The sequence below is a fragment of the Curtobacterium sp. PhB128 genome, assembly GCF_004340725.1.
In the GTDB taxonomy this organism is placed as follows: Bacteria; Actinomycetota; Actinomycetes; order Actinomycetales; family Microbacteriaceae; genus Curtobacterium.
The window spans coordinates 1-22,033 of sequence record NZ_SLUR01000006.1; the positions used below are offsets into that span (position 1 = coordinate 1).

General features: G+C 70.8%; 19 protein-coding genes and 1 pseudogene. 11 read left to right on the top strand and 9 right to left on the bottom strand.

Translation table 11 applies throughout. From position 1 onward, the window contains the following. Positions 1-135 precede the first annotated feature (135 nt). The 4 genes from EDF23_RS11355 to ptsP form a co-directional block, all read right to left on the bottom strand. Positions 136-1,305, bottom strand: coding sequence for a mannitol-1-phosphate 5-dehydrogenase (locus EDF23_RS11355; protein ID WP_131921707.1), 1,170 nt, complete (start codon positions 1,303-1,305; stop codon positions 136-138). Then, positions 1,302-1,739: a PTS sugar transporter subunit IIA gene (locus EDF23_RS19630; protein WP_027466426.1), complete on the bottom strand. Its 438-nt coding sequence runs from the start codon at positions 1,737-1,739 to the stop codon at positions 1,302-1,304. Before EDF23_RS19630 ends, EDF23_RS11355 begins: the two co-directional genes overlap by 4 nt. 90 nt (positions 1,740-1,829) lie before the next feature. After that, the gene (locus tag EDF23_RS11360) at positions 1,830-3,368 is read right to left on the bottom strand and encodes a PTS mannitol transporter subunit IICB (protein ID WP_165903544.1); all 1,539 of its coding nucleotides are present in this window, start codon (positions 3,366-3,368) and stop codon (positions 1,830-1,832) included. A gap of 65 nt (positions 3,369-3,433) precedes the next feature. Next, positions 3,434-5,089 (bottom strand): phosphoenolpyruvate--protein phosphotransferase, encoded by a 1,656-nt coding sequence (gene ptsP, locus EDF23_RS11365; protein ID WP_123672272.1) that lies wholly within the window; start codon positions 5,087-5,089, stop codon positions 3,434-3,436. A 252-nt stretch (positions 5,090-5,341) separates the two neighbouring features. Between ptsP and EDF23_RS11370 the strand changes: the two genes are divergently transcribed. The 10 genes and pseudogenes from EDF23_RS11370 (at position 5,342) to EDF23_RS11415 (ending at position 14,954) form a co-directional block, all read left to right on the top strand. Beyond that, positions 5,342-6,112: a DeoR/GlpR family DNA-binding transcription regulator gene (locus tag EDF23_RS11370; protein WP_111086639.1), complete on the top strand. Its 771-nt coding sequence runs from the start codon at positions 5,342-5,344 to the stop codon at positions 6,110-6,112. A 69-nt stretch (positions 6,113-6,181) separates the two neighbouring features. Then, on the top strand, positions 6,182-6,454 hold the full coding sequence (locus EDF23_RS11375) for an HPr family phosphocarrier protein (RefSeq protein ID WP_111086640.1): 273 nt from the start codon (positions 6,182-6,184) through the stop codon (positions 6,452-6,454). Positions 6,455-6,716: 262 nt separating this feature from the next. Then, on the top strand, positions 6,717-7,559 hold the full coding sequence (locus tag EDF23_RS11380; RefSeq protein WP_131921708.1) for an exodeoxyribonuclease III: 843 nt from the start codon (positions 6,717-6,719) through the stop codon (positions 7,557-7,559). A 42-nt stretch (positions 7,560-7,601) separates the two neighbouring features. Further along, positions 7,602-8,612, top strand: a complete 1,011-nt coding sequence (gene trpS, locus EDF23_RS11385) for a tryptophan--tRNA ligase (protein ID WP_131921709.1) — start codon at positions 7,602-7,604, stop codon at positions 8,610-8,612. Positions 8,613-8,614: 2 nt separating this feature from the next. Continuing rightward, positions 8,615-9,172: a GNAT family N-acetyltransferase gene (locus EDF23_RS11390; protein WP_165901105.1), complete on the top strand. Its 558-nt coding sequence runs from the start codon at positions 8,615-8,617 to the stop codon at positions 9,170-9,172. A gap of 150 nt (positions 9,173-9,322) precedes the next feature. After that, a complete protein-coding gene (gene ribD / locus EDF23_RS11395; protein ID WP_243648913.1) occupies positions 9,323-10,423 on the top strand; it encodes a bifunctional diaminohydroxyphosphoribosylaminopyrimidine deaminase/5-amino-6-(5-phosphoribosylamino)uracil reductase RibD in 1,101 nt (366 codons plus the stop codon). A gap of 29 nt (positions 10,424-10,452) precedes the next feature. Beyond that, a pseudogene (gene ribA, locus EDF23_RS11400) lies at positions 10,453-11,106 on the top strand (GTP cyclohydrolase II); the annotation flags it as partial. A 188-nt stretch (positions 11,107-11,294) separates the two neighbouring features. Next, complete coding sequence (locus EDF23_RS11405) at positions 11,295-12,674, top strand: MFS transporter (RefSeq protein ID WP_123938671.1); 1,380 nt, start codon at positions 11,295-11,297, stop codon at positions 12,672-12,674. 203 nt (positions 12,675-12,877) lie between these two features. Then, positions 12,878-13,093: a hypothetical protein gene (locus EDF23_RS11410; protein ID WP_123292166.1), complete on the top strand. Its 216-nt coding sequence runs from the start codon at positions 12,878-12,880 to the stop codon at positions 13,091-13,093. Positions 13,094-13,100: 7 nt separating this feature from the next. Beyond that, the gene (locus EDF23_RS11415) at positions 13,101-14,954 is read left to right on the top strand and encodes an ABC transporter ATP-binding protein (protein ID WP_131921712.1); all 1,854 of its coding nucleotides are present in this window, start codon (positions 13,101-13,103) and stop codon (positions 14,952-14,954) included. Between the two features lie 19 nt (positions 14,955-14,973). On the opposite strand, the gene EDF23_RS11420 is transcribed toward EDF23_RS11415, so the two are convergent. The 4 genes from EDF23_RS11420 to EDF23_RS11435 all read right to left on the bottom strand — a co-directional run bounded on the left by EDF23_RS11420 (position 14,974) and on the right by EDF23_RS11435 (position 19,727). After that, a complete protein-coding gene (locus EDF23_RS11420; protein WP_243648914.1) occupies positions 14,974-16,401 on the bottom strand; it encodes an NAD-dependent succinate-semialdehyde dehydrogenase in 1,428 nt (475 codons plus the stop codon). A 104-nt stretch (positions 16,402-16,505) separates the two neighbouring features. Beyond that, positions 16,506-17,126 carry an isochorismatase family protein gene (locus EDF23_RS11425; RefSeq protein ID WP_131845653.1) on the bottom strand — a complete coding sequence of 207 codons (621 nt, stop codon included), beginning with the start codon at positions 17,124-17,126 and terminating at the stop codon, positions 16,506-16,508. Between the two features lie 23 nt (positions 17,127-17,149). Next, positions 17,150-18,658: a D-alanyl-D-alanine carboxypeptidase/D-alanyl-D-alanine-endopeptidase gene (gene dacB, locus EDF23_RS11430; RefSeq protein ID WP_131921713.1), complete on the bottom strand. Its 1,509-nt coding sequence runs from the start codon at positions 18,656-18,658 to the stop codon at positions 17,150-17,152. Between the two features lie 73 nt (positions 18,659-18,731). After that, positions 18,732-19,727, bottom strand: a complete 996-nt coding sequence (locus EDF23_RS11435) for a Gfo/Idh/MocA family oxidoreductase (RefSeq protein ID WP_131921714.1) — start codon at positions 19,725-19,727, stop codon at positions 18,732-18,734. Positions 19,728-19,856: 129 nt separating this feature from the next. Between EDF23_RS11435 and EDF23_RS11440 the strand changes: the two genes are divergently transcribed. Further along, positions 19,857-21,536: an HAD family acid phosphatase gene (locus tag EDF23_RS11440; RefSeq protein ID WP_131921715.1), complete on the top strand. Its 1,680-nt coding sequence runs from the start codon at positions 19,857-19,859 to the stop codon at positions 21,534-21,536. Between the two features lie 3 nt (positions 21,537-21,539). On the opposite strand, the gene EDF23_RS11445 is transcribed toward EDF23_RS11440, so the two are convergent. Further along, a complete protein-coding gene (locus tag EDF23_RS11445) occupies positions 21,540-21,980 on the bottom strand; it encodes a BLUF domain-containing protein (protein WP_123938665.1) in 441 nt (146 codons plus the stop codon). Between the last annotated feature and the right edge of the window lie 53 nt (positions 21,981-22,033).

Consider the following 22,033-nt stretch of genomic DNA (forward strand, 5'->3'; position numbering starts at 1 on the left):
GCGCACTCGTCAACGACGACGCGGTACCACCCACACGAACCATCCCCGGATCTCGAACCGACTAATCAGTCCAAGAACCGGGGACCAGTCCACTGGCACCGGGCCTCCCGTCGTCACCGGGCCACGTCGAGAGCGTCAGCCGCGCGCGACACGCACCCGGTCCGCGAACGCTGCGTGCAGCGGGTGCTCCGCGGCGAGGCCGGTGATCTGCGTCACCACGTCGGCATCAGACGCGTCCGAGGCCAGCAACGCCTGCAGCTCGACGCTCTGCTCGTCGTCGTCGGCGACGTCGAAGCGGAGCGCCGCGCCCATCGCGTCGAGCAGTGCGGTCGGCTCGGTGCCGTCCTCGGCCAGCGCCGCGGCGGGCGAGACGAAGCGCTCGTCACGCGACAGCTTGCGGAGCGGCTGCCGGCCGACGCGTGTCACCGTGTCGGGCAGGTGCGGGTTCTCGAACCGGGCGATGATCGCCTGGACGTAGGCGCGGTGCACCTCGGGGTCGAGTTCGTGGCGGCGGACGAGCAGGTCGCTCGTCTCGGCGAGGACGGACTCGAGCTCGGAGCGCACCGCGGGGATCGCGATGGCGTCGGAGATCTTGTCGGCCCCGGCGACGAAGCCGTGGTACGCGACGGTGGCGTGCCCGGTGTTCACCGTGAAGAGCTTGCGCTCGATCGAGGCGGCGAGGCCGTCGACGTAGTGCGCGCCGGGGATCTCCGGCTCGTTGCCGCCGAACGGCGTGCGGTCGATGGCCCACTCGAAGTAGGTCTCGACGGTGACGTCGAGTCCGGCGCCCTCGGGCTGGGCCGGCACGATGCGGTCGACGGCGGTGTTCGCGAAGACGGCCTTCGCGAGTGCCGCGTCACGGCCCTCGGCCGGGAGCGCGTCGACGATGAACTCGCGCAGACGGTCCGTGGCGTTCAGGGCGTTCTCGCACGCCATCACGGCGATGGGCGCAGCGTCCGCGTCGCGCTGCTGCAGCGCCCGCGCGATCACCGGGGCGATGAACTTCAGGACGTTCGGGCCCACCGCGCAGGTGACGATCGCGGCAGCGGCGATCTCGGCGACGACGCCGTCCTCGTCCTGCGCGCTGTTCAGGGCGCGGAAGTTCGTGACCTCGTGGTCCTGCGCTCCGGTGCCGACCTCGTGCACGGTGTACGAGTCGGCGGCGGCGAGGGCGTCGATGAGCGGCGCGGCGACGTCGGCGAAGACGACCTCGTAGCCCGCTTCGTGCAGGAGGAGCCCGACGAAGCCGCGGCCGATGTTGCCGGCACCGAAGTGGACGGCGGTGCCCCGGTCGGTGGTGCTCACTCGTTGACCTCGCCGAGGATCGACAGGATCGCGCTGGTGTCGGCCGCGTCGGTGAGCTTCTGGACCTCGTCCTCGTCGGAGAACACGATCGCGATCTTGGACAGGATGTCGAGGTGCTCGTTGTTCACGCCGGCGATGCCGACGACGAAGCGCACGGGGTTGCCGTCCCAGTCGATCGGGCTGGCGTAGCGGATGAACGACAGCGCGGACGACTTGATGGCGTCCTTCGCGTCGTTCGTGCCGTGCGGGATGGCGAGGAAGTTGCCCATGTACGTGGACACGCTCTTCTCACGCTCGAGCATCGCCGGGTAGTAGTCAGCGGTGACCGCGCCCGCAGCTTCGAGGATCTCGGCCGCCTCCTTCATCGCCTCCGACTTGGTCGGCGCGGTGTCCTCGGTGTGGATCCGGATCTGGCTCTCCTGCAGGACGGGCATCGTGGTTCTCCTTGGTGTTCGAGGACGTGACGGAGGGGACGGGGATGTCCCCGTCCCCTCCGATACTGCACTTCGTTACTGGTGGTGGCGTTACTGGTTCTTGAGCTGGTCGACGACCTGGTCGTACTGCGGCGCGTTCATGAAGTTGCCGACCGACACGTGCTGCGCGTTCGGGTTCTTCTGCTTGGCGCGGTCCGTCAGTTCTTCCTGCGTGATGATCAGGTCCTCGTCACCGGACAGGTTCGCGATCGCCTTGTTGGTGACCGTGACCCCTTCGATGCCCGCCTTCTTGATCTTGTTGCGCAGGACGCTGGCGCCCATGGCGCTCGACCCCATGCCGGCGTCGCAGGCGAACACGAGGTTCTGGACCTTCGTCGCGGTGGCGGTGGTGCCGGCGGCGGCTGCCTCTTCCGAGTTGGCCGGGGCGGTGCCGCCGAAGAGCCCTGCGGTCGCGGCGTTCGCGTCGCGGCCCTTGGTGGCCTGCATCTTGTCGAACGCTGCGGTCATGTCGCCGCCGCCGTTGGCGAGGTCGCGCTTGCGGCTGGCCAGCAGGAAGAACGACGCGACTGCGAAGGTGACCGCTGCGGACAGGATGACCGACAGGATGACGCCGACGTAGCTGTCCTTCGCCGTCGCCGTCAGCACGGCGAAGATCGATCCGGGCGAAGCCGGGGCGACCAGGCCGGAGCCGAACAGGACGTTCGTGCCGACGCCCGTCGCACCACCGAGGATGACGGCGATGAACAGGACCGGCTTCTGCAGCACGTACGGGAAGTAGATCTCGTGGATGCCACCGAAGAACTGGATGAGGATCGCACCGGGAGCGGTCGAGCGGGCGATGCCGACACCGAAGAAGGTGAAGGCGAGCAGGATGCCCAGACCGGGTCCGGGGTTCGCCTCGAGCAGGAACAGGATCGACTTGCCGGAGTCCTGCACCTGCTGGGCGCCGAGCTGGTCGAGCACACCGTGGTTGATGGCGTTGTTCAGGAAGAACACCTTGGCCGGCTCGATGATGACGCTGGCGAGCGGCAGCAGCGAGTGCTGGACGAGGAAGTTCACCGCGTCGCCGAGGCCCTCGGCGATGAGCTTGAACAGCGGGGCGAGCCAGAAGAACCCGACCATCGCCAGCCCGAAGCCGAGGATGCCGGCCGCGTAGTTGTTGACGAGCATCTCGAAGCCCGGCTTGATCTTGCCGTCCCAGATCTTGTCGATCTGCTTGATGAGGTACGCGCCGAGCGGCCCGCAGATCATCGCGCCGAGGATCATGATCGTGCCGTTGGCGCCGAGGATGACGCCCATCGCCATGATCGAGCCGACGACGGCGCCGCGGGTCTCGTAGATCATCCGGCCGCCCTGGAAGGCGATCGCGAGCGGGATCAGGTACGTCAGGATCGGGCCGACGAGACCGATGTTGGCCACACCGTCCGTCTCACCGAACCCGCCGAGGATCCCGACGGGGGTCCATCCGGTCTCGATGAAGAAGGCGGTGATCAGGCCCCACGCGATGAAGATCGCGATGTTGGGCATGACCATGCCGGAGAGGAACGTGCCGAACTTCTGAACGGCGACGCGTGCGCCGCCCCGCGACTTCGCGGGTGCGTCGGGCGCTGCAACGGACGACGTTGTCATGTGCGGTGACTTTCTGTGTGGTGGAGCTGCTGCTGGTGCGGACGGGGTGTTGGGGATGGTGCGGCTCAGACGGCGTGCGCGGCCGCTGCGGCGGACTTCGCGGCCGCCGCCGTGGACGCGGCGAGTGCCGCCTGGGCCATCTCGCGGGCCTGCTCGAGCGTGTGCTGACCGAGTTCGGCGCGCACGTCGGCCAGGGCCGCGGGGGTCATGGAGAGGGTGGTGGCGCCGAGGCCGACGAGCACGACGGCGAGGAGCGGGTCGGCTGCGGCCTCACCGCAGATGCCAACGGGCTTGCCCGCGTCGGCACCGGCCGCTCCGAGCTGCGCGACGAGGCGCAGGACGGCGGGGTGCCACGGGTCCTGGTAGGACGCGACGGTGCCGAGCATGCGGTCGGCGGCCATCGTGTACTGGGTCAGGTCGTTCGTGCCGATCGACACGAAGTCCGCGTTCTGGAAGACCTGTTCGGCCATCAGGGCGAGCGACGGCACCTCGGCCATCACGCCAGCGGTCCGGATGCCGAGCTCGCGGGCCAGGGTGACGAAGTACTCGGTCTCCTCGGCGTCGGCGACCATCGGGGCCATGACCCAGAGGTCGGCCTCGGTCGCGGCGTCCGCCTGGGCGAGTGCGACGAGCTGGTCGCGCAGCACCTCGGGGTGGTTGCGCAGCGCACGGAGCCCGCGACGGCCGAGCGCCGGGTTCTCCTCGTCCTTGTCGGTGAGGAACGGCAGCGGCTTGTCGGCACCGGCGTCGAGCGCACGGACGACGACCTTCTTGCCCGGGAACGCGGCGAGGAGCTGACGGTAGGACTCGGTCTGCTCGTCGACGGTCGGCGCCTTCGGCGAGTCGAGGAAGAGGAACTCGGTGCGGAAGAGCCCCACGCCCTCCGCACCGAGAGCAACGGCGCCCGCGGCGTCGGCGGGGCTGCCGAGGTTCGCGAGCAGGGGCACGACGTGGCCGTCGGCCAGGGCACCGGCGGTGAGCGGTGCGGCCGCCGCGGCGAGCCGGTCGGCGATGCGCTGCTCGACGTCGGCCACGAGGGCATCGGACGGCTCGGTGACGACGGTGCCGGCGACGGCGTCGACGACGATCGACTGCCCGTCGACCAGGTCGTCGGCACCGGTGACGCCGACGATCGCGGTGATGCCCTTGGCGCGGGCGAGGATCGCGGTGTGCGAGGTCGGGCCGCCGTCACGGGTGACCAGCGCGAGGACCTTGTCGAGGTCCAGCAGTGCGGTGTCGGCCGGAGCGAGGTCACGGGCGACGAGGACGAACGGGGTGTCCGACTCGGGCACACCGGGGGCGTGCACGCCGCGGAGCTTCGCGATGATGCGCTGGGCGACGTCGTCGAGGTCGGCTGCGCGCTCCCCCATGTAGCCGCCCATGCCGACGAGCAGGTCACGGAACTGCGCGAACGCCTCGTACACGGCACGCTCGGCGTTGGTGCCGCCGTCGATGCGCGTGTGCACGTCGTCGAGGAGGGTCGGGTCCTGCGCCATGAGCGCCTGCGCCTCGAGCACGGCCTGGGCGTCGCCGCCGGCGAGCTGTCCGCGCTTGTTGAGGTCCTCGGCCACTGCGGCCAGTGCGTCGTGCACGGCCTGCTTCGCGTCGTCTGCCGAACCGGTCAGGGCGTCCTTCGACGGTTCGCCGAGCGGGTCCGCCATGCGGAGCACGGGGCCGTGGGCGACGCCGCGGCCGACGCCGGTGCCGAGCAGTTCGGACATTCGAGACTCCTTCATCTCACACGCGCTTGCGGTGGGGTGTTCGTTCGGTGCGCGCACGGCTGAGACGGGACCTCGCCGGTACGGCTGAGCAGCACACTACCCCGATCCGCGTTGACAAACAAACACATCCGGGGATAAAAATGCAGAAACAGATGCCCGTTTGCGTCTGGCGGCCAGCCGCTCCGGCTCGGTTCCGTCAGGTTCGTGCCCGGTCATGTCCGTTCCGTTCCGACCAGGAGACGACGAGGTCCGATGTACGCACCAGAACGCCACCAGCGCATCGTCGAGCAGGCGCGCGCGCAGGGGCGGGTCGACGTCAAGGACCTCGCCGAGCTGCTCGAGGTCACGCCAGAGACCATCCGCCGCGACCTCACCTCGCTGGAGCGACGAGGACTGGTCCGACGTGCCCACGGCGGGGCCATCCCGGTCGAGCGCATCACGATCCACCCCGGTGTCGGCGACCGCGGCGGCATCAACCAGGCCGAGAAGATGGTCATCGCCGAGGCCGCGCTCGAGGAGCTGCCGGAGAACGGCTCGATCATGATCGACGCCGGCACCTCCACCATCTGCCTCGCCGAGATGCTGCCGACCGACCGCGGACTCACCGTGGTCACCCACTCGCTCCCCGTCGCGATGGCCGTCGCGAACCGCCCGGGCATCGACCTGCACCTGCTCGGCGGCAACATCCGCAGCGACTCCCTGGCCGGCGTCGGCACGTGGACGCACCAGCTCATCGGCATGGTGAGCGTCGACGTCGCCTTCGTGAGCATCAACGGGATCACCCCGGAGCGCGGCCTGACGACCCACAACATGGCCGAGGCCGCGGTGAAGTCGGCGATGATCAAGTCCGCCCGCCGCAGCATCCTGCTCGCCGACCACACCAAGTTCGGCCGCGAGGAGTTCGGCCGCGTCGCACCCCTCGCCGCCATCGACACGATCATCACCGACCCCGCCGTCAACCTCGACCTGGTCCGCGAGGTCGAGGCCGCCGGCACCGAGGTGTTCTGGCCCGGTCGACCCTGACCGCTCGCCCGACCCGCCCATCCGGCGCTCGCTAGCATGAGCGCACCACCCATCGACAGGAGTACATCGATGTCCGAAGCCACCCGCACCGTGACCGTCGCCAGCGCGTCCGGCCTGCACGCGCGCCCCGCGTCCCTCTTCGTCCAGACCGTGACGGCCTCCGGCCACCAGGTCACGATCGCCAAGGGCGACAAGTCCGGCAACGCCGGCAGCATCCTCGCCCTGCTCGGCCTGGGCATCGAGAACGGTGATGAGGTCAGCCTCACCGTGACCGGCGACGACGCCGAGACCACCGCCGACAGCCTGGTCGAGTTCCTGCAGACGGACCACGACGCGGCCTGATCGCGCGGATCCGACGGACGGGAGGCACGGTGCCAGCTGGCACCGTGCCTCCCGTCCGTCGTGCGGTCCCCCGCACTGCCATGCCCGCGCCCGTCCCGTCCGTCCGGCCCGTCCGGCCCGCGCCCCCGAGGTTCCGAAATCTCGGCATCTCGGCGTCGCCCGCGTCGGTCCGTGGAACCTTGGCGGACGGCACGCGGCGAGTCGTGGAACCTCGAACCGGTGCGGTCCGGGGCTGTCGGTGCCCGCCGATAAGGTGGTCGGCATGACACGCCTGCGCCTCGCATCCGTCAACGTGAACGGCGTCCGCGCCGCCTTCCGCAAGGGCATGGGCGACTGGCTCGCCACCCGCGACGTCGACGTGCTCGCCCTGCAGGAAGTCCGTGCGTCGAGCGAGGACCTGGCCGGCCTGCTCCGCGACGAGTGGGACATCGTGCACGACCCCGCGACCGCCAAGGGCCGGGCGGGTGTCGCGATCGCGTCCAGGCACTCGGCCCAGATCCACCGCGTCGCCCTGGGACCGGACGAGTTCGACTCCGCCGGCCGCTGGCTCGAGGCCGACTACGAGATCGGCGGCACCACGGTCACGGTCGTGTCCACCTACGTCCACTCGGGCGAGGTCGACACCCCCAAGCAGGACGAGAAGTGGAAGTTCCTCGACGCCATGACCGAACGGCTACCCGCCCTCCGCGCGCACAACCCGCTCGCCGTCGTCGTCGGTGACCTCAACGTCGGGCACGACCAGCGCGACATCAAGAACTGGAAGGGCAACGTCAAGCGAGCGGGCTTCCTGCCGCGCGAGCGTGCCTACTTCTCGCGCTTCTTCGGTGCCGACGGCGAACCGGTCGAGGGCGCTGACGGCTCGACGGGCCCGGGGCTCGGCTGGGTGGACGTCGGGCGTGCGCAGGCCGGCGACGTCGAGGGGCCGTACACGTGGTGGTCCTGGCGCGGCCAGGCGTTCGACAACGACACCGGCTGGCGCATCGACTACCAGATGGCCACGCCCGACCTCGCGGCGAAGGTCACGGAGTACACGGTCGACCGCGCCGCGGCGTACGACCAGCGATGGTCCGACCACGCCCCCGTGGTCGTCGACTACGAACTCTGATCCCCACTCGTTGCGCTCCACCTGACCCACAGGAACACCACCATGACCAAGACCCGCATCTTCTCGGGCATCCAGCCGTCCGCCGGCTCGCTGCACCTCGGCAACTACGTCGGGGCGCTCATGCAGTGGCGCGACCTGCAGGACGACTTCGACGCCATCTACTGCGTCGTCGACATGCACGCCATCACCTCGCCGCAGGACCCGGCCGAGCTCCGCGCGAGCACCCGGGCGACGGCCGCGCAGTACATCGCGTCGGGCATCGACCCGACGAAGTCGACGCTGTTCGTGCAGTCACACGTGCCGGCCCACGCCGAGCTCGCCTGGGTGCTCAACACCCTCACCGGGTTCGGTGAGGCGAGCCGGATGACCCAGTTCAAGGACAAGTCGGCGCGGCAGGGGTCCGAGGCCGCGTCGGTCGGGCTCTTCACGTACCCGGTCCTGATGGCCGCCGACATCCTGCTGTACGACACCAAGGTCGTGCCGGTCGGCGACGACCAGCGCCAGCACGTCGAGCTCACCCGCGACCTCGCCGGACGCTTCAACTCGCGGTTCGGCGACACGTTCGTCGTGCCCGAGGCCCGGATCGGCACCGAGACGGCGCGCATCTACGACCTGCAGGACCCGACGAGCAAGATGAGCAAGTCGGCGGCGTCCGACAGTGGCCTGATCCGGCTGCTCGACGACCCGAAGCGCACCGCGAAGAAGATCAAGTCAGCCGTCACCGACGACGAGCGCGAGATCCGCTCCGACCGGCAGGCGAAGCCGGGCGTGACGAACCTGCTCGCGATCCTGTCCGCCTTCAGCCGGACCCCCGTCGCCGAGCTCGAGGCATCGTTCGCGGGCAGGGGCTACGGGGACCTCAAGGGCGCGGTCGCCGACGCCGTCGTCACCGAGCTCGAGCCGGTGCGCACCCGCACGCTCGAGCTGCTCGACGACCCGGCGGAGCTCGACCGGCTGCTCGCCGTCGGCGCGGACCGTGCCGAGTCCATCGCGCAGGAGACCCTGGCGCGCGTGTACGACCGGATCGGGTTCGTCCCGCGCTCGCGCGGCTGACCGTGCTGCCGGTCACGCTGGAGTCCGCTCGGGTCCGACTCGACGTCCCGACCCGGGCGGACACCGCGGCGATCACCGACGCCTGTCAAGACCCGGACATCGTCCGCTGGACGACGATCCCCACGCCGTACCGCGAACAGGACGCACGGACCTTCGTCGACGCCCTGGTCGGCCCCGGCTGGGCGTCGGACCGCGAGTACACCTGGGTGATCCGTCGCAGTGGGTCCTCCTGGCTCGAGGGGATCATCGGCTACCGCACCGCCGGCCGCGACCTCGGCTTCTGGCTGGCGCCCTCGGCCCGCGGTGCCGGGTTGATGCACGATGCGGTGGAGCTCGTCGTGGACTGGGCGTTCGAGGATGGTGCTCCGGACGTCTACTGGGAGTGCTACGAGGGCAACACGGCGTCGGCCGCGGTCGCCCGCAGCGCCGGGTTCTCGTTCACTGGCGTCGGGCCCGCCCGGATCCCCGGACGCGACGGCGGACCGACGACCGCCTGGACCGCCCTGCGCCGGGCCGATGGTGCGCCCGCATCGGACCTCCCGTGGCCCGACGCTCCGTGACGCAGCGCCCCGTGACCCGGTCCCGCATGACGCAGCGCTCCGTGCCCCGGTCCCGCATGACGCCACGTTCCCGACGATGACGCGTCACCGATCCACCGCCGGTAGGCTCGATCCGTGAGCGACACGGCACGACCCACCGAGGTCCGGGCGATGCGCCGCGGGCTCGAACTCGCGGCCCTCGGGCCCGTCGTGGGCGACCACGCTCGGGTCGGCGCGGTGATCCTCTCCCCCGCCGGCGACGTCCTCGCCGAGGGGTGGCACAAGGGTGCCGGAACCCCGCACGCCGAGGTCGACGCGATGGCGAAGGTCGATCCGACTCAGCTGCGCGGCGCGACGGCCGTCGTCACCCTCGAGCCCTGCAACCACACCGGCCGCACCGGCCCCTGCGCCGTCGCCCTGATCGAGGCCGGGGTCGCCCGTGTCGTGTACGCGATCGACGATCCGGGCGCGGACGTGCACGGCGGCGCCGACCGTCTCCGCGCCGCCGGGGTCGACGTCGTGTCCGGTGTGCTCGCCGACGAGGCCGAGGCGTTCCTCGAACGGTGGCTCCTGTCAGTCCGACTCGGACGCCCGTGGGTGACCGTGAAGTGGGCCTCGAGCCTGGACGGCCGCGCCGCGGCTGCCGACGGGACGAGCAAGTGGATCACCGGCGCCGCAGCCCGACAGCACGTCCACGAGCAGCGTGCCGCGCACGACGCGATCCTGGTCGGCACCGGCACCGTGCTCGCCGACGACCCGAGCCTGACCGCTCGGGGTGACGCGGGCGAACTCCTCGCCGACCAGCCGCTCGCGGTCGTGCTCGGTGACCGCGCCGTCCCCGATGACGCCGCGGTCCGTCGACACCCCCGTGGGCTGGTGACGCTGCCGGGGCACGACCTCGCCGCGTCGCTCGCCGCCCTGCGTGGGCACGGCGTGCACTCGGTGTTCGTCGAGGGCGGCCCCACCGTCGCGTCCGCGCTCATCGCCGCCGGGCTCGTCGACGAGTACCTCGTGTACGTCGCCCCGATCCTGCTCGGCGGACCCCGGGTCGCCCTCGACGACCTCGGGGTGGGAAGCATGTCCGGGCGTCGGCGGTTGGACGTACTATCGACCACCAGCCTGGGCCCTGACCTGCTGGTCCGAGCCCGACCGCAACGCAGCGCGACAGCGCAGCCGCAGCCAGCGCCACCACAGCAGCAGACACCGCAGCAGCACGACGCAGCACCCGGGTTCGGAGACGACGGGCCCACGAACGACCGGAGCACCCCATGACCGACGCGCTGACCTCCTCCACCCCGGGCAGCCCCGTCCAGTTCGAGGTGTCGACGAACGTCCCCACCACCCACGGCACGTTCCAGATGCGCGCCTACCGCGACCTCGTGACCGGCGCGGAGCACGTCGCGATCATCGGCGCGCTGCCCGACGGGTCCGCCCCGTCCGACGGCGCCCTGGTCCGCGTGCACTCCGAGTGCCTGACCGGCGAGGCGTTCGGCTCGCTGAAGTGCGAGTGCGGACCCCAGCTCGACGCCGCCCTCGACACCATCGCTGCCGAGGGCGGCGTGGTGGTCTACCTGCGCGGGCAGGAAGGACGCGGCATCGGGCTCATCAACAAGCTCAAGGCCTACCGCCTGCAGGAAGACGGCCTCGACACGCTCGACGCCAACCTGGCGCTCGGGCTGCCGGCAGACTCCCGTGCGTACGGTGGCGCCGCGGGCATCCTCGCCGAACTCGGGATCACCCGCGTGCGGCTGCTCTCGAACAACCCCGAGAAGCGTCGCCAGCTCGAGGAGCACGGCATCACCGTCGAGTCACTCGTGCCGCTGGTCGTCGGCGTCTCGGCGCAGAACGCCGGCTACCTCGACACCAAGCGCGACCGGATGGGGCACCAGCTGCCCGCCCACCTCGAGGCCGGTGCCAGCGCCGGGGCGGGCGCCGGCGCAGGAGCCGCCAGCTGACTCTGGGCTGATTCGCAGGTGGGCGACATCTGTCGTACGATGTTGTCTTCCGTCACAAGCGGTCCCCCACCAACCGAACGCACCCGATCGGTGCCCGCGCCACCCTGCGCGAACCGATCGGTGTCCGCCGTTTCGGGTATCCGTGCTCCCTGCCAGGAGTGCGCACCACGGAAGACCACACGACACCCATGACCGCCGCACCGGCACCAGCAACCCCGACCTCAGCTCCGGCACCAGCAGGCAACCCGCGCTCGCGCGTCGTCATCGCCAGCCTCGTCGGCACCTCGATCGAGTTCTACGACTTCTACGTCTACGCGACGGCCGCGGTCCTCGTCTTCCCGACGCTGTTCTTCCCGAACGAGGACCCCACGGCATCGCAGCTGTCGTCGTTCGTGACGTTCGCCCTCGCCTTCTTCGCGCGGCCGATCGGGTCGATCATCTTCGGGCACTTCGGTGACCGGGTGGGCCGCAAGACCACCCTCGTCGCGTCGCTGCTCGTCATGGGCACCGCGACGTTCCTGATCGGCTGCCTGCCGACGTTCAACACCATCGGCGTGTGGGCGCCGGTCCTGCTCGCCGTGATGCGCTTCGCCCAGGGCGTCGGCCTCGGCGGCGAGTGGTCCGGTGCGGCACTGCTCGCCACCGAGAACGCCCCCAAGGGCAAGCGCGGCGTGTTCGGCTCGATGCCGCAGCTCGGCGCACCGATCGGCTTCCTGCTCGCGAACGGACTGTTCATCGCGATCAACGCCGCGATGCCCGCCGGTGCCGACGGCACCCCGAACGCCGACTTCCAGGCGTGGGGCTGGCGCATCCCGTTCCTGCTCTCCTCGGTCTTGGTCATCGTGGGGCTCTACGTGCGCTTCAAGCTCGTCGAGTCGCCGGTGTTCCGCGGCGTCCAGGAGTCCGGCACCGTCGCGAAGATCCCGCTGGGCCGGGTGTTCCGCACCTCGTGGAAGGCGCTCATCGTCGGCACGTTCGGCATGGTCGCGACGTACGTCCTCTTCTACTTCATGACCACGTTCACGCTGTCGTACGGCACCACCGGTGCCGAGGCCGGTCCGCTCGTCCCGAAGGTCGGCCTCGGCTACAGCCGCGGTGAGTTCCTGACGCTGCTCATGATCGGCGTCGTGTTCTTCGGCATCTTCACCCCGATCGCCGGCATCCTGGCCGACAAGTTCGGGCGCCGGAAGACCCTCATCCCGACCACGATCGGCATCGCGCTGTTCGGTCTGACGTTCCAGTTCTGGTTCGCCGCGTCGCAGGGTCCGATCACGGTGGTGACGTTCCTGATCGTCGGGCTGTCCCTGATGGGGCTGACCTTCGGGCCGATGGGTGCGCTGCTGCCGGAGCTGTTCCCGACGAACGTCCGGTACACCGGCTCGGCGATCGCGTACAACGTCGCGTCGATCCTCGGTGCCTCGCTCGCACCGACGATCGCCCTGGCGCTGTGGCAGGCCGACGGCAACATCTTCCTGGTCGGGCTGTACCTGACGATCGCCGCCGTCGTGACGCTCGTCGCGCTGCTCTTCGTCCGCGAGACGAAGAGCAAGGAGTTCGCCGACGCCTGAGACGCGACCACCTGTGGGACGGGAGGCCCGGTGCCAGCTGGCACCCCTCCCTCGCAAGCTCGGTCGGCGCGCCCTGCGCAACGCTTCGCGTTGCCGCTGAGCAGGGCGCGCCCGTCCGTCTGCCGTCGCGTCCACCGCACGGCGCGACCCTGTCCGTCAACTCAGGTTGACAGATGTCGGCGCGTCAATGTAGGTTGACAGCCATGGACCGACCGACCATCACGAGCCTCGCGGCCGGAGCCTCCGGGGACGACCCGTTCTCCGCCCTCGCGAACGTGCGCGAGCTCCGCCGTGAACTCGACCGGACCGAAGAGCTCGCTGCCCGTGCCGCCCGCAACGCCGGGGCGTCGTGGCAGGAGATCGCGACCCTGCTCGGTGTCAGCCGACAGGCAGTGCACAAGAAGTACGGCAGAAACTAGGAACACGATGAGTCTCCCCTTCGCGCGCCCCAAGAAGACCGACGGCCCCCGCGCCACCTTCGGCCGCCTGTTGTCCTACCTGTTCGAGAACAAGCCGGCGATGGTCGTCATCATCGTGCTGAGCATCCTCGGCGCCGGGGCGTCGCTCGCGCAGCCGCTGCTCGTCAACCAGGTCGTCACGGCGGTGCAGCAGGGCAACACGCTCAGCACGCTCGTCTGGCTGCTCGTCGGGCTCGTCCTGGTCGCCGGCGTCCTGAACGGTGTGCAGCACTTCCTGCTCCAGCGTGCGGGCGAGGGCGTCGTGCTCTCCACGCGCCGCAAGCTCATCGCCCGCATCCTCAACCTGCCGATCTCGGAGTTCGACACCCGCCGCACCGGCGACCTGGTGTCCCGTGTCGGCAGCGACACCACCCTCCTGCGCGCCGTCCTGACCCAGGGCCTGATCGAGTCGATCGGCGGCGCCCTCACGTTCATCGGCGCGATCATCGCGATGGCGATCATCGACCCGCTGCTGCTCGTGATCGTGGTCGTCATCGTCCTGGTCGCGATCGTGGTCGTCGGCGGACTGAGTCGGCGCATCCGGATCGCGTCGAAGCGTGCGCAGGAGAAGGTCGGCGACCTGACCGCGGCCGTCGAGCGCGGCATCGGCGCCGTCCGCACCATCCGCGCGGCCGGCGCCACCGAGCGCGAGGTGCACGAGGTCGACGGACACGCGACCGAGGCCTACCAGCGCGGCCTCGACATCGCGAAGATGTCCGCCTTCGTCGTGCCGGTCGCGAGCATCGTCATGCAGGTGGCGTTCATCGCCGTGCTCGGTGTCGGCGGGGCCCAGGTCGCCGCGGGCACCATCACCATCGCCACGCTCATCACGTTCATCCTGCTGCTCTTCATGATGATCATGCCGCTCGGCCAGGCGATGGGCGCCGCCGTCGCGGTCGCCCAGGCGCTCGGTGCGCTCGGCCGGATCGAGGAGATCCTGCACCTGCCGACCGAGGCGCAGGACGACGCCGCTGCACGCCCCGCCGCCGCGGTCGCCTCCGACGACGCCATCACGTTCGAGCACGTCACGTTCCGGTACGCGGCTGCAGCGGATGCGTCCGGTCCGGACGGCGCCGTCGCGTCCGGCGCGGTGGACCGACCGGGAGGCCCGGATCGCCTCGCCGACGAGCGTCCGGCCGACGACGTGGTGCTCCACGACGTGTCGTTCCGCGTTCCCCGCGGCTCGCGGGTCGCACTCGTGGGCCCGTCGGGTGCGGGCAAGTCGACGACCCTCGCCCTGATCGAGCGGTTCTACGACCCGACCGAGGGCGTCATCCGGCTCGGTGGCATCGACGTCCGGGGCATGGACCGCCAGGAGCTCCGCGCCCAGATCGGCTACGTCGAGCAGGACGCCCCGGTGCTCGCCGGCACCATCCGCGCCAACCTGCTGCTCGGTTCGCCGGACGCGACCGAGGACGACTGCGTCCGCGTGCTCGAGGCGGTCAACCTCGGCGAGGTCCTGCACCGCGACCCGCGTGGGCTCGACGCCCAGGTCGGCGAGGACGGCGTGATGCTCTCCGGCGGCGAGCGTCAGCGGCTGGCCATCGCCCGCGCGCTGCTCGCCGCTCCCCCGATCCTGCTGCTCGACGAGTCGACGTCGTCGCTCGACGGCGTGAACGAGCAGAAGATGCGGCTGGCGATCGACGCCGTCGCCGAAGACCGCACCCTGCTCGTCATCGCGCACCGGCTGTCCACCGTGGTCGACTCCGACGTCATCGTCGTGCTCGAGCACGGCCGGGTCGTCGGCGCCGGCACGCACTCCGAGCTGGTCGAGTCGACGCCGCTCTACCGCGACCTGGCGAAGCACCAGCTGCTGGTCTGAGCCCCGCCGTCGGGCCCGTTCAGGCGGCGAACGGGTCCGGGGTGAGCACGTACACGGTCTCGAGGTACTCCTCGATGCCCTCGTGCGAGCCCTCGCGGCCGAGCCCGGACGACTTCACCCCGCCGAACGGGAACGCTGCGTTCGACACGACGCCGGTGTTCAGCCCGAGCATCCCGGTCTCCAGGCGTTCGGCGAGCCGCTGCCCGCGCGGGAAGCCCGTCGTGAACGCGTAGGCGATGAGCCCGAACTCGGTGTCGTTGGCGAGCCGGATGCCCTCGTCCTCGGTCGCGAAGCGGGTGATCGACACGACCGGTCCGAAGATCTCGGTCGTCAGGATCTCCGACCCCGGCTGCACGTCGTCGAGCACCGTGGGCGCGTAGTAGGTGCCGGGCCGCTCGACGCGGTGTCCGCCGGTGACGAGCCGAGCACCGCGGGTGACCGCGTCGTCGACGAGTCCAGCGGCCTTGTCCACCGCACGGTCGTCGATGAGCGGACCCATCGTCGTGCCGTCCTCGGTGCCCCGGCCGATGCGGAGCGCGTCGACCTTCGCGGTGAGGGCGGCCACGAACGCGTCGGCGATGCCCTCCTGCACGAAGAACCGGTTGGCGGCCGTGCAGGCCTCGCCGACGTTCCGGAACTTCGCGAGCATCGCAGCGGTGACGGCGGCGTCGAGGTCGGCGTCGTCGAAGACCAACAGCGGGGCGTTGCCGCCGAGCTCCATGCTCGTCCTGAGCACGTTGTCCGCCGCCTGCTTGAGGAGCGCGGACCCGACCGGCGTCGATCCGGTGAAGGTGAGCTTGCGGAGGCGGCGGTCGGCGATGATCGGCTCGGACAGGCCCTTGGCGTCGAGGGACGGCACCACGTTGAGCACGCCGTCCGGCAGCCCGGCACGGCGGAACAGCTCGACCAGGAACAGCGTGGTCAGCGGCGTGAGCTCCGCCGGCTTCACGACGACCGTGCAGCCGGCCGCCAGTGCAGGGCCGATCTTCCGGGTCGCCATGGCGAGGGGGAAGTTCCACGGGGTGATCGCGTACACCGGGCCGACCGGACGCTTCAGGACGATCGCGCGTCCGGTGCCCTCGGGGTTGGTGCGGTAGTCGCCGCCGATGCGAACGGCCTCCTCCGAGAACCAGCGGAGGAACTCGCCGCCGTAGACCACCTCGCCGCGGGCCTCGGCCAGGGGCTTGCCCATCTCGAGCGTCATCAGGGCGGCAAGGCCGTCCTCGTGCGCGCGCACCAGGTCGAACGCGCGGCGCAGCACGTCGGAGCGCTGGCGCGGTGCGGTGGCCGCCCACTCCTGCTGTGCGGCGACCGCGGCGTCGAGCGCGGCGATGCCGTCCTCGGGGGTGGCGTCGGCGACCTCGGCCAGCACATCGCCGGTCGAGGGGTCGCGGACGGCGAACGTCGCGCCGCTCGTCGACGGGCGCCAGGACCCGCCGATGAACAGGCCCGTCGGGACGCCCTGCACGGTGACGTGGTCGTCGCCCACGGTCGTGGTGAGGTCGCCGGTCGTGGTGCTCGTGTCGGTGCTGGTGTCGGTGCTGGTCTCGGTCACAGTTGTGCTCCTCCGGGGTTCGCGAGCCCCTCGTCCATGTCGCTGCGGTCGACGTGCCCGCCGGCCGCTCGGATGTCGTCGAGCGCGCGGGCGCTGCGCTCGTCGTCGACGCCGGCGACCAGGTCCTCGTAGACCGCGACGTCGATGCCGGCAGCCCGGGCGTCGAGGGCCGAGGCCCGGACGCAGTGGTCGGTGGCGATGCCGACGATGTCGACGGAGTGCACCCGGTGCTCGGTCAGGATCTCCGGCAACGGCACGCCCGACTCGGTCCGCGCCTGGAACGCCGAGTAGTCCGGCGTGCCCTGGCCCTTGAAGACGTCGACGTCGATCGGCTCGGTGTCGAGCTCCGGGTGGTACTCGGCGCCCGGTGTGCCGGCCACGCAGTGCACGGGCCACGTGTCGACGAAGTCGGGACCCTCGGGTCCGGCGAAGTGTCCGCCGTTGTCGTCGTCGCCGTGGTGCCAGTCGCGGGAGCCGACGATCAGGTCGTACTCCTCGGCGTGCCGGCCGAGGAACGCGCTGATCCGTTCCGCGAGGGCCGCACCCCCGGTGACACCGAGCGCACCGCCCTCGGTGAAGTCGTTCTGGACGTCGACGATGAGGAGAGCCCGTGCCATGGGCCCATCCAACACCCGGTGACTCAGGAGTCGGTGAGCTTGCTCCCGCACGAGTAGGCCGCCGCGGTCACCGCGTCGAGCGCCGGCAGCGCGGCCGCACGCGAGGACCCGATGGCGTAGAACGCGAAGGTCAGGCGCGATCCGTCTGCGGCGTCGATGTACCCGCCGAGGGTGTTCGCGCTGTCGATCCACCCGGTCTTCGCGTGCACCTTGCCGCGGGCGACGGCGTTCGCACCGGTGAAGCGGCTGGCCAGCGTGCCGGACTGCCCCGAAACGGGCAGGGCGTTCGCGAGGGTACCGAGGCCCTTCGCGCCGGCGGCGACCTGCACCATGAGGTGGGCGACGAAGTTCGGCGACACTGCGTTGGCGGCGCTCTCGCCCGAGCCGTCCTTGATGACGATGCCGGCCGGGTCGACGCCGTAGGAACCGAGCGCCGACTGGTACACCGAGGTCAGCGACGCCGCCGAGCCGTTCGAGCCGGACTCCTTCGACGACACCCGGGCGAGCATCTCGGCGAGGGTGTTGTCCGAGTTCGGGATCATCTGCCCGATCAGTGTCGACACCGGCTGCGACGACACCGTCGCGATGGTGTCCGTGCTGGTCGTGGCGCGCTTGACGATCTGTGCCGACCCCGCCCCAGCGACCCCGGCGTTCGCCAGTGCCGTCCGGAACGCGGTGCCCGCACGGCCGACCGGGTCCTCGGACCGGGGCGAGGTCGCCGCGGCCGGGTTCGCCCGGTCACCGTCGACCATGAGCGCCGTCACCTTCGGCTGGTACCCGATGGTGCGCTCGGACACCGGCCACGTGGGGTCCCACGCGTCGGCGTCGCTCCAGTACGTGTCGTCGGTGACGATCGTGGTGACGGGGGTGTCGCCGACCTTCGCCTTGACCTGTTGGGCGAGCTGCGCGAGCGTCGGGGCCCCCGGGTAGACCGTGCCGTTGCCGGCGGACAGGGTGGCGTCGCCGTGCCCGACCAGCGCGATGGTCCCGCCGGACTCCTGCGTGACCGTGGTCGGGATGCGGTGGTCGCCGCCGAGCACCGCGAGCGCCGTCGCCGTCGTCAGGGTCTTCATGACGCTGCCGGTCTGGGCGGCCTTGTCGCCGTCCTTCGAGAACAGGACCTCGCCGGTCTTCGCGTCCATGACGTACCCCTCGAACGCGCCGAGACCGCTCGCCGACGCGGCGCCCGCGATCGAGCAGGTGCGCAGGGCGGAAGGGCCGGCCGGGTCCTTCGGCACGGCGCGGGCGTCCGGGGTCGGTGTCGGCGTGCTCGTCGGTCGCTTCGTGGTGGCGGTCGACCGGCTCGGTGTCGAGGTCGCGCTCGACGTGGTCGCCGGCGCGGCCGCCGTGCCCGTGTCCGGTGTCATCGCCGCCGCGACCGCGACGGCCCCGCCCGAACCGACCACGAGCAGGGCCGCGAGGCCACCGGCGATCCAGGGCACCGGGCGGCGCACGGCGGAGGCGCGCGCGGCCGCGACGGCGGCGCGGACACGCTCCGGTACGGAAGGCGGGGTGGGCTGCTGCTCGGACATCGCGACCGATCCTACGGAACTGCGGCAGCAGCCTCCAGGCCGGATCGTCCCGATGTGGACGACGCGACCCGGATCAGGGCGCTGTGGAGGCGTCGTCCGCGGGGTAGCGCACGCCGACCTGGCGGCGGGCTTCGTCCATGACGGCCATGATCGCGACCGACTGTTCGGCGTCCATCGGACCGCCCTCGTGCACGCCGGACGTGACCATCGCCTCGAACGCGCGCGCCTCGTGGCCGTAGCCGGCGAGCTCCTCGCGCGCGTCGAACTCCTCGACCACGACGCCGTCGCGGTCCCGGATCCGCCACGTCGTCGGGGTGTACCAGGTCGAGTCGACGTCGATGCGCCCCGACTCGCCGATCACCGAGGCCGTGTTCGGGCTGCGCACGTCCATCCCGAAGTGGATCACCGACTGTGCACCGCCGTCGTGCGTCAGGACGATGCCCATCTGCGTGTCGACACCCTGCTCGCTCAGCGTGCCGGCCGCGACGAGCGAGGTGGGCACCCCCAGCACGTCGACGGCGAAGGACACCGGGTACACGCCCAGGTCCAGCAGGGCTCCACCGCCGAGGGCGGGATCGCGCAGCCGGTGCGACGGGTCGATGGGCAGGGCCTGGTGGTGCGTCGCCTCGACGAGCACCGGCCGGCCGATGCGCCCCTCGGCCAGGACCTCGCGGATCATCGCCATCTGCGGCAGGAACCGGGTCCACATCGCCTCGGTCACCGCGACGCCCGCTCGACGGGCGGCATCGACCACGGTCCGCGCCTCGGCCGCCGTCATCGTGAAGGCCTTCTCGACGAGGACGTGCTTGCCGGCGCGGATCGCGAGCAGGGCGTCCTCGGCGTGCCGGACGTGCGGGGTCGCGACGTACACGGCGTCGACCGTGTCGTCGGCGACGAGGTCCTCGTAGGAGCCGTGCGCCCGTGGGATGCCGAACTCCGCCGCGAACGCCTCGGCACCGTCGCGGGTGCGGCTGCCGACCGCCGTGAACTCGATGCCCGCGGCGACGCAGTCGCCCACGAAGGACCGGGCGATGCCGCCCGTGCCGATGACTCCCCAGCGAACCGTCATGCGGCCATGTCTACCAGGACTGGCCGCAGCACTTTGGTATGGACTCCACTGGTGATTGCCAGCTAACGTGCTCCACGATCCCCCATCCGGGGGTCACTCCTCCCCGAGTCGAAGGTGTGCAGGTCCTCCATGCGCCGTTCCGTCCTCTCCGTCGTCGCCACCAGCGCCGCGATCGTCCTCACGTCCACCCTCGTCGGCGGTCCGGCCAACGCACACGGGTGGGGCGACCCAGGACACGGACCGGGACACTCGCCGGGGCACTCCGCCGACGCCGGCCTGACGCCGCGGACGCACTTCACGATGGCTGCCGACGGCACGTCCGGTGCGACGCAGGGCGGCGAGGGCATCCCGAACATCGACTCCGTCAAGAAGACCATCGCCACCTACTACGGCGACCCCGGCACGGGCCTGGCGAACCGGACCGACTCCCCCTACATCCGCGAGATGCGATCGATCGTCGCCCGCCAGGGAGCGTCGCTGCAGCGCATCCACGACCATGCCGTCCGGCACGGCGAGAAGCCCGCGATCGTCCTCGACGCCGACGACACCACCCTGTGGACGTACGACATGGAGGTCGCGGACATGCACTTCGTCTTCGATCCCGCACGGCAGGACGAGTGGGTGCAGGACGAGCGCTTCGCCGCCACCCCGTCCATGGTCGGCTTCGTCAACCGCGCCGCCGCGATGGGCTTCACCGTGTTCGGACTGACCGGCCGGAACGACGACCAGAAGACCGCGACCGTGCAGAACCTGTCGAAGGTCGGCTACACCGCCTTCACCGAGGACCGCTTCTTCACGAAGTGGACCGGCAAGGGCGCCTCGCAGCAGCCGTCGTACGTGACCTGCGCCGCCGCGAGCTGCACGACCGTCGAGTACAAGGCGCTGACCCGCAAGCACATCGAGCAGGACCTCGGCTACGACATCACGCTGAACATCGGCGACCAGTGGAGCGACCTGCAGGGCGGGTACGCCGACCGGTCCCTCAAGCTGCCGAACCCCACCTACTCCCTCCCCTCGGCCGACCTGCCCGGCGTCTCCGAGCCCCGGCTCGCGCCCCGCACACAGTTCACGATGGCTGCCGACGGCTCCTCCGGTGCGACCCAGTCCGGTGAGGGCATCCCGAACATCGACTCCGTCAAGAAGACCATCGCCACCTACTACGGCGACCCCGGCACCGGACTCGCGAACCGCACCGACTCCCCGTACATCCGCGAGATGCGGTCCCTCGTCCGGCGGCAGGCCCCCGTCGTCGCCGCCCAGTGCGCCGTCGGCCGCAAGCTGCACCGCAACCCCGCGATCGTGCTCGACGCCGACGACACCACGCTCTGGACCTACGACATGGAGGTCGCGGACATGCACTTCGTGTTCGACCCTGCACTGCAGGACGAGTGGGTGCAGGACGAACGGTTCCCCGCGACCCCGTCGATGACCTCGCTCGTGTCGATCGCACAGCGTTCCGGCTGCACGGTCATCGGGCTGACCGGCCGGAACGCCGATCAGGAGACCGCCACCATCGACAACCTGCAGCGCGTCGGCTCCCCGCAGTTCTCGGCGACGAAGCACGGCACCGAGACGTACTACACGAAGTGGACCGGGGTCGGGGCGTCGCAGCAGCCGTCGTACATCACCTGCGCCACGGCGAAGTGCACCACCGTCGAGTACAAGTCGCAGACTCGGGCGCACATCGAGTCACGATCGGGCGGCCGCTACGACGTGGTCGCGAACTTCGGCGACCAGTACAGCGACCTGCTCGGGGGCTCGGCGGACCGCAGCGTCAAGCTGCCGAACCCGACGTACTACCTGCCCTGACCCTCAGCGCCGGTGCTTGCCGAGTGCGGCGTCGGGCGCGGCCATCGGGTGGGTGCGGAACCAGCGCAGCAACGCTCGCGCCTTGCTGGTGTCCGCACTCCGGTCGCCGTCGGACAGGAACGTGTCGAAGCCATCGGGGAGCGCGGTCTCGTGGTCGCGGTCGAACGCCATCGTCCACTCGCCGAACCGCGGCGTGTGGATCCGCTCCTCGACGAGCAGCCCGACGTCGGTGTGCCGGGGGTCCTCGGTGATGCGCTGGTACGTCTCGAGGACCGCGGCCTCAGGACCCTCGAGCAGCTGCATGAAGCGGCCGTCCTTGTACACGAGCAGGCCGGACAGGCCCGATGCGGCGTTCCGGGCCCTGGCGTGTTCGAGGAGCGCGTCGAGGCGGGGCTGGTCGAAGGGTTCGTCGGCGGCGCTCATGTAGACGAGTGACAGGAGCATGACGACCTTCCGAACGGAGAACACGGCTTCTGTTCGATCGTCCCGCACGATGG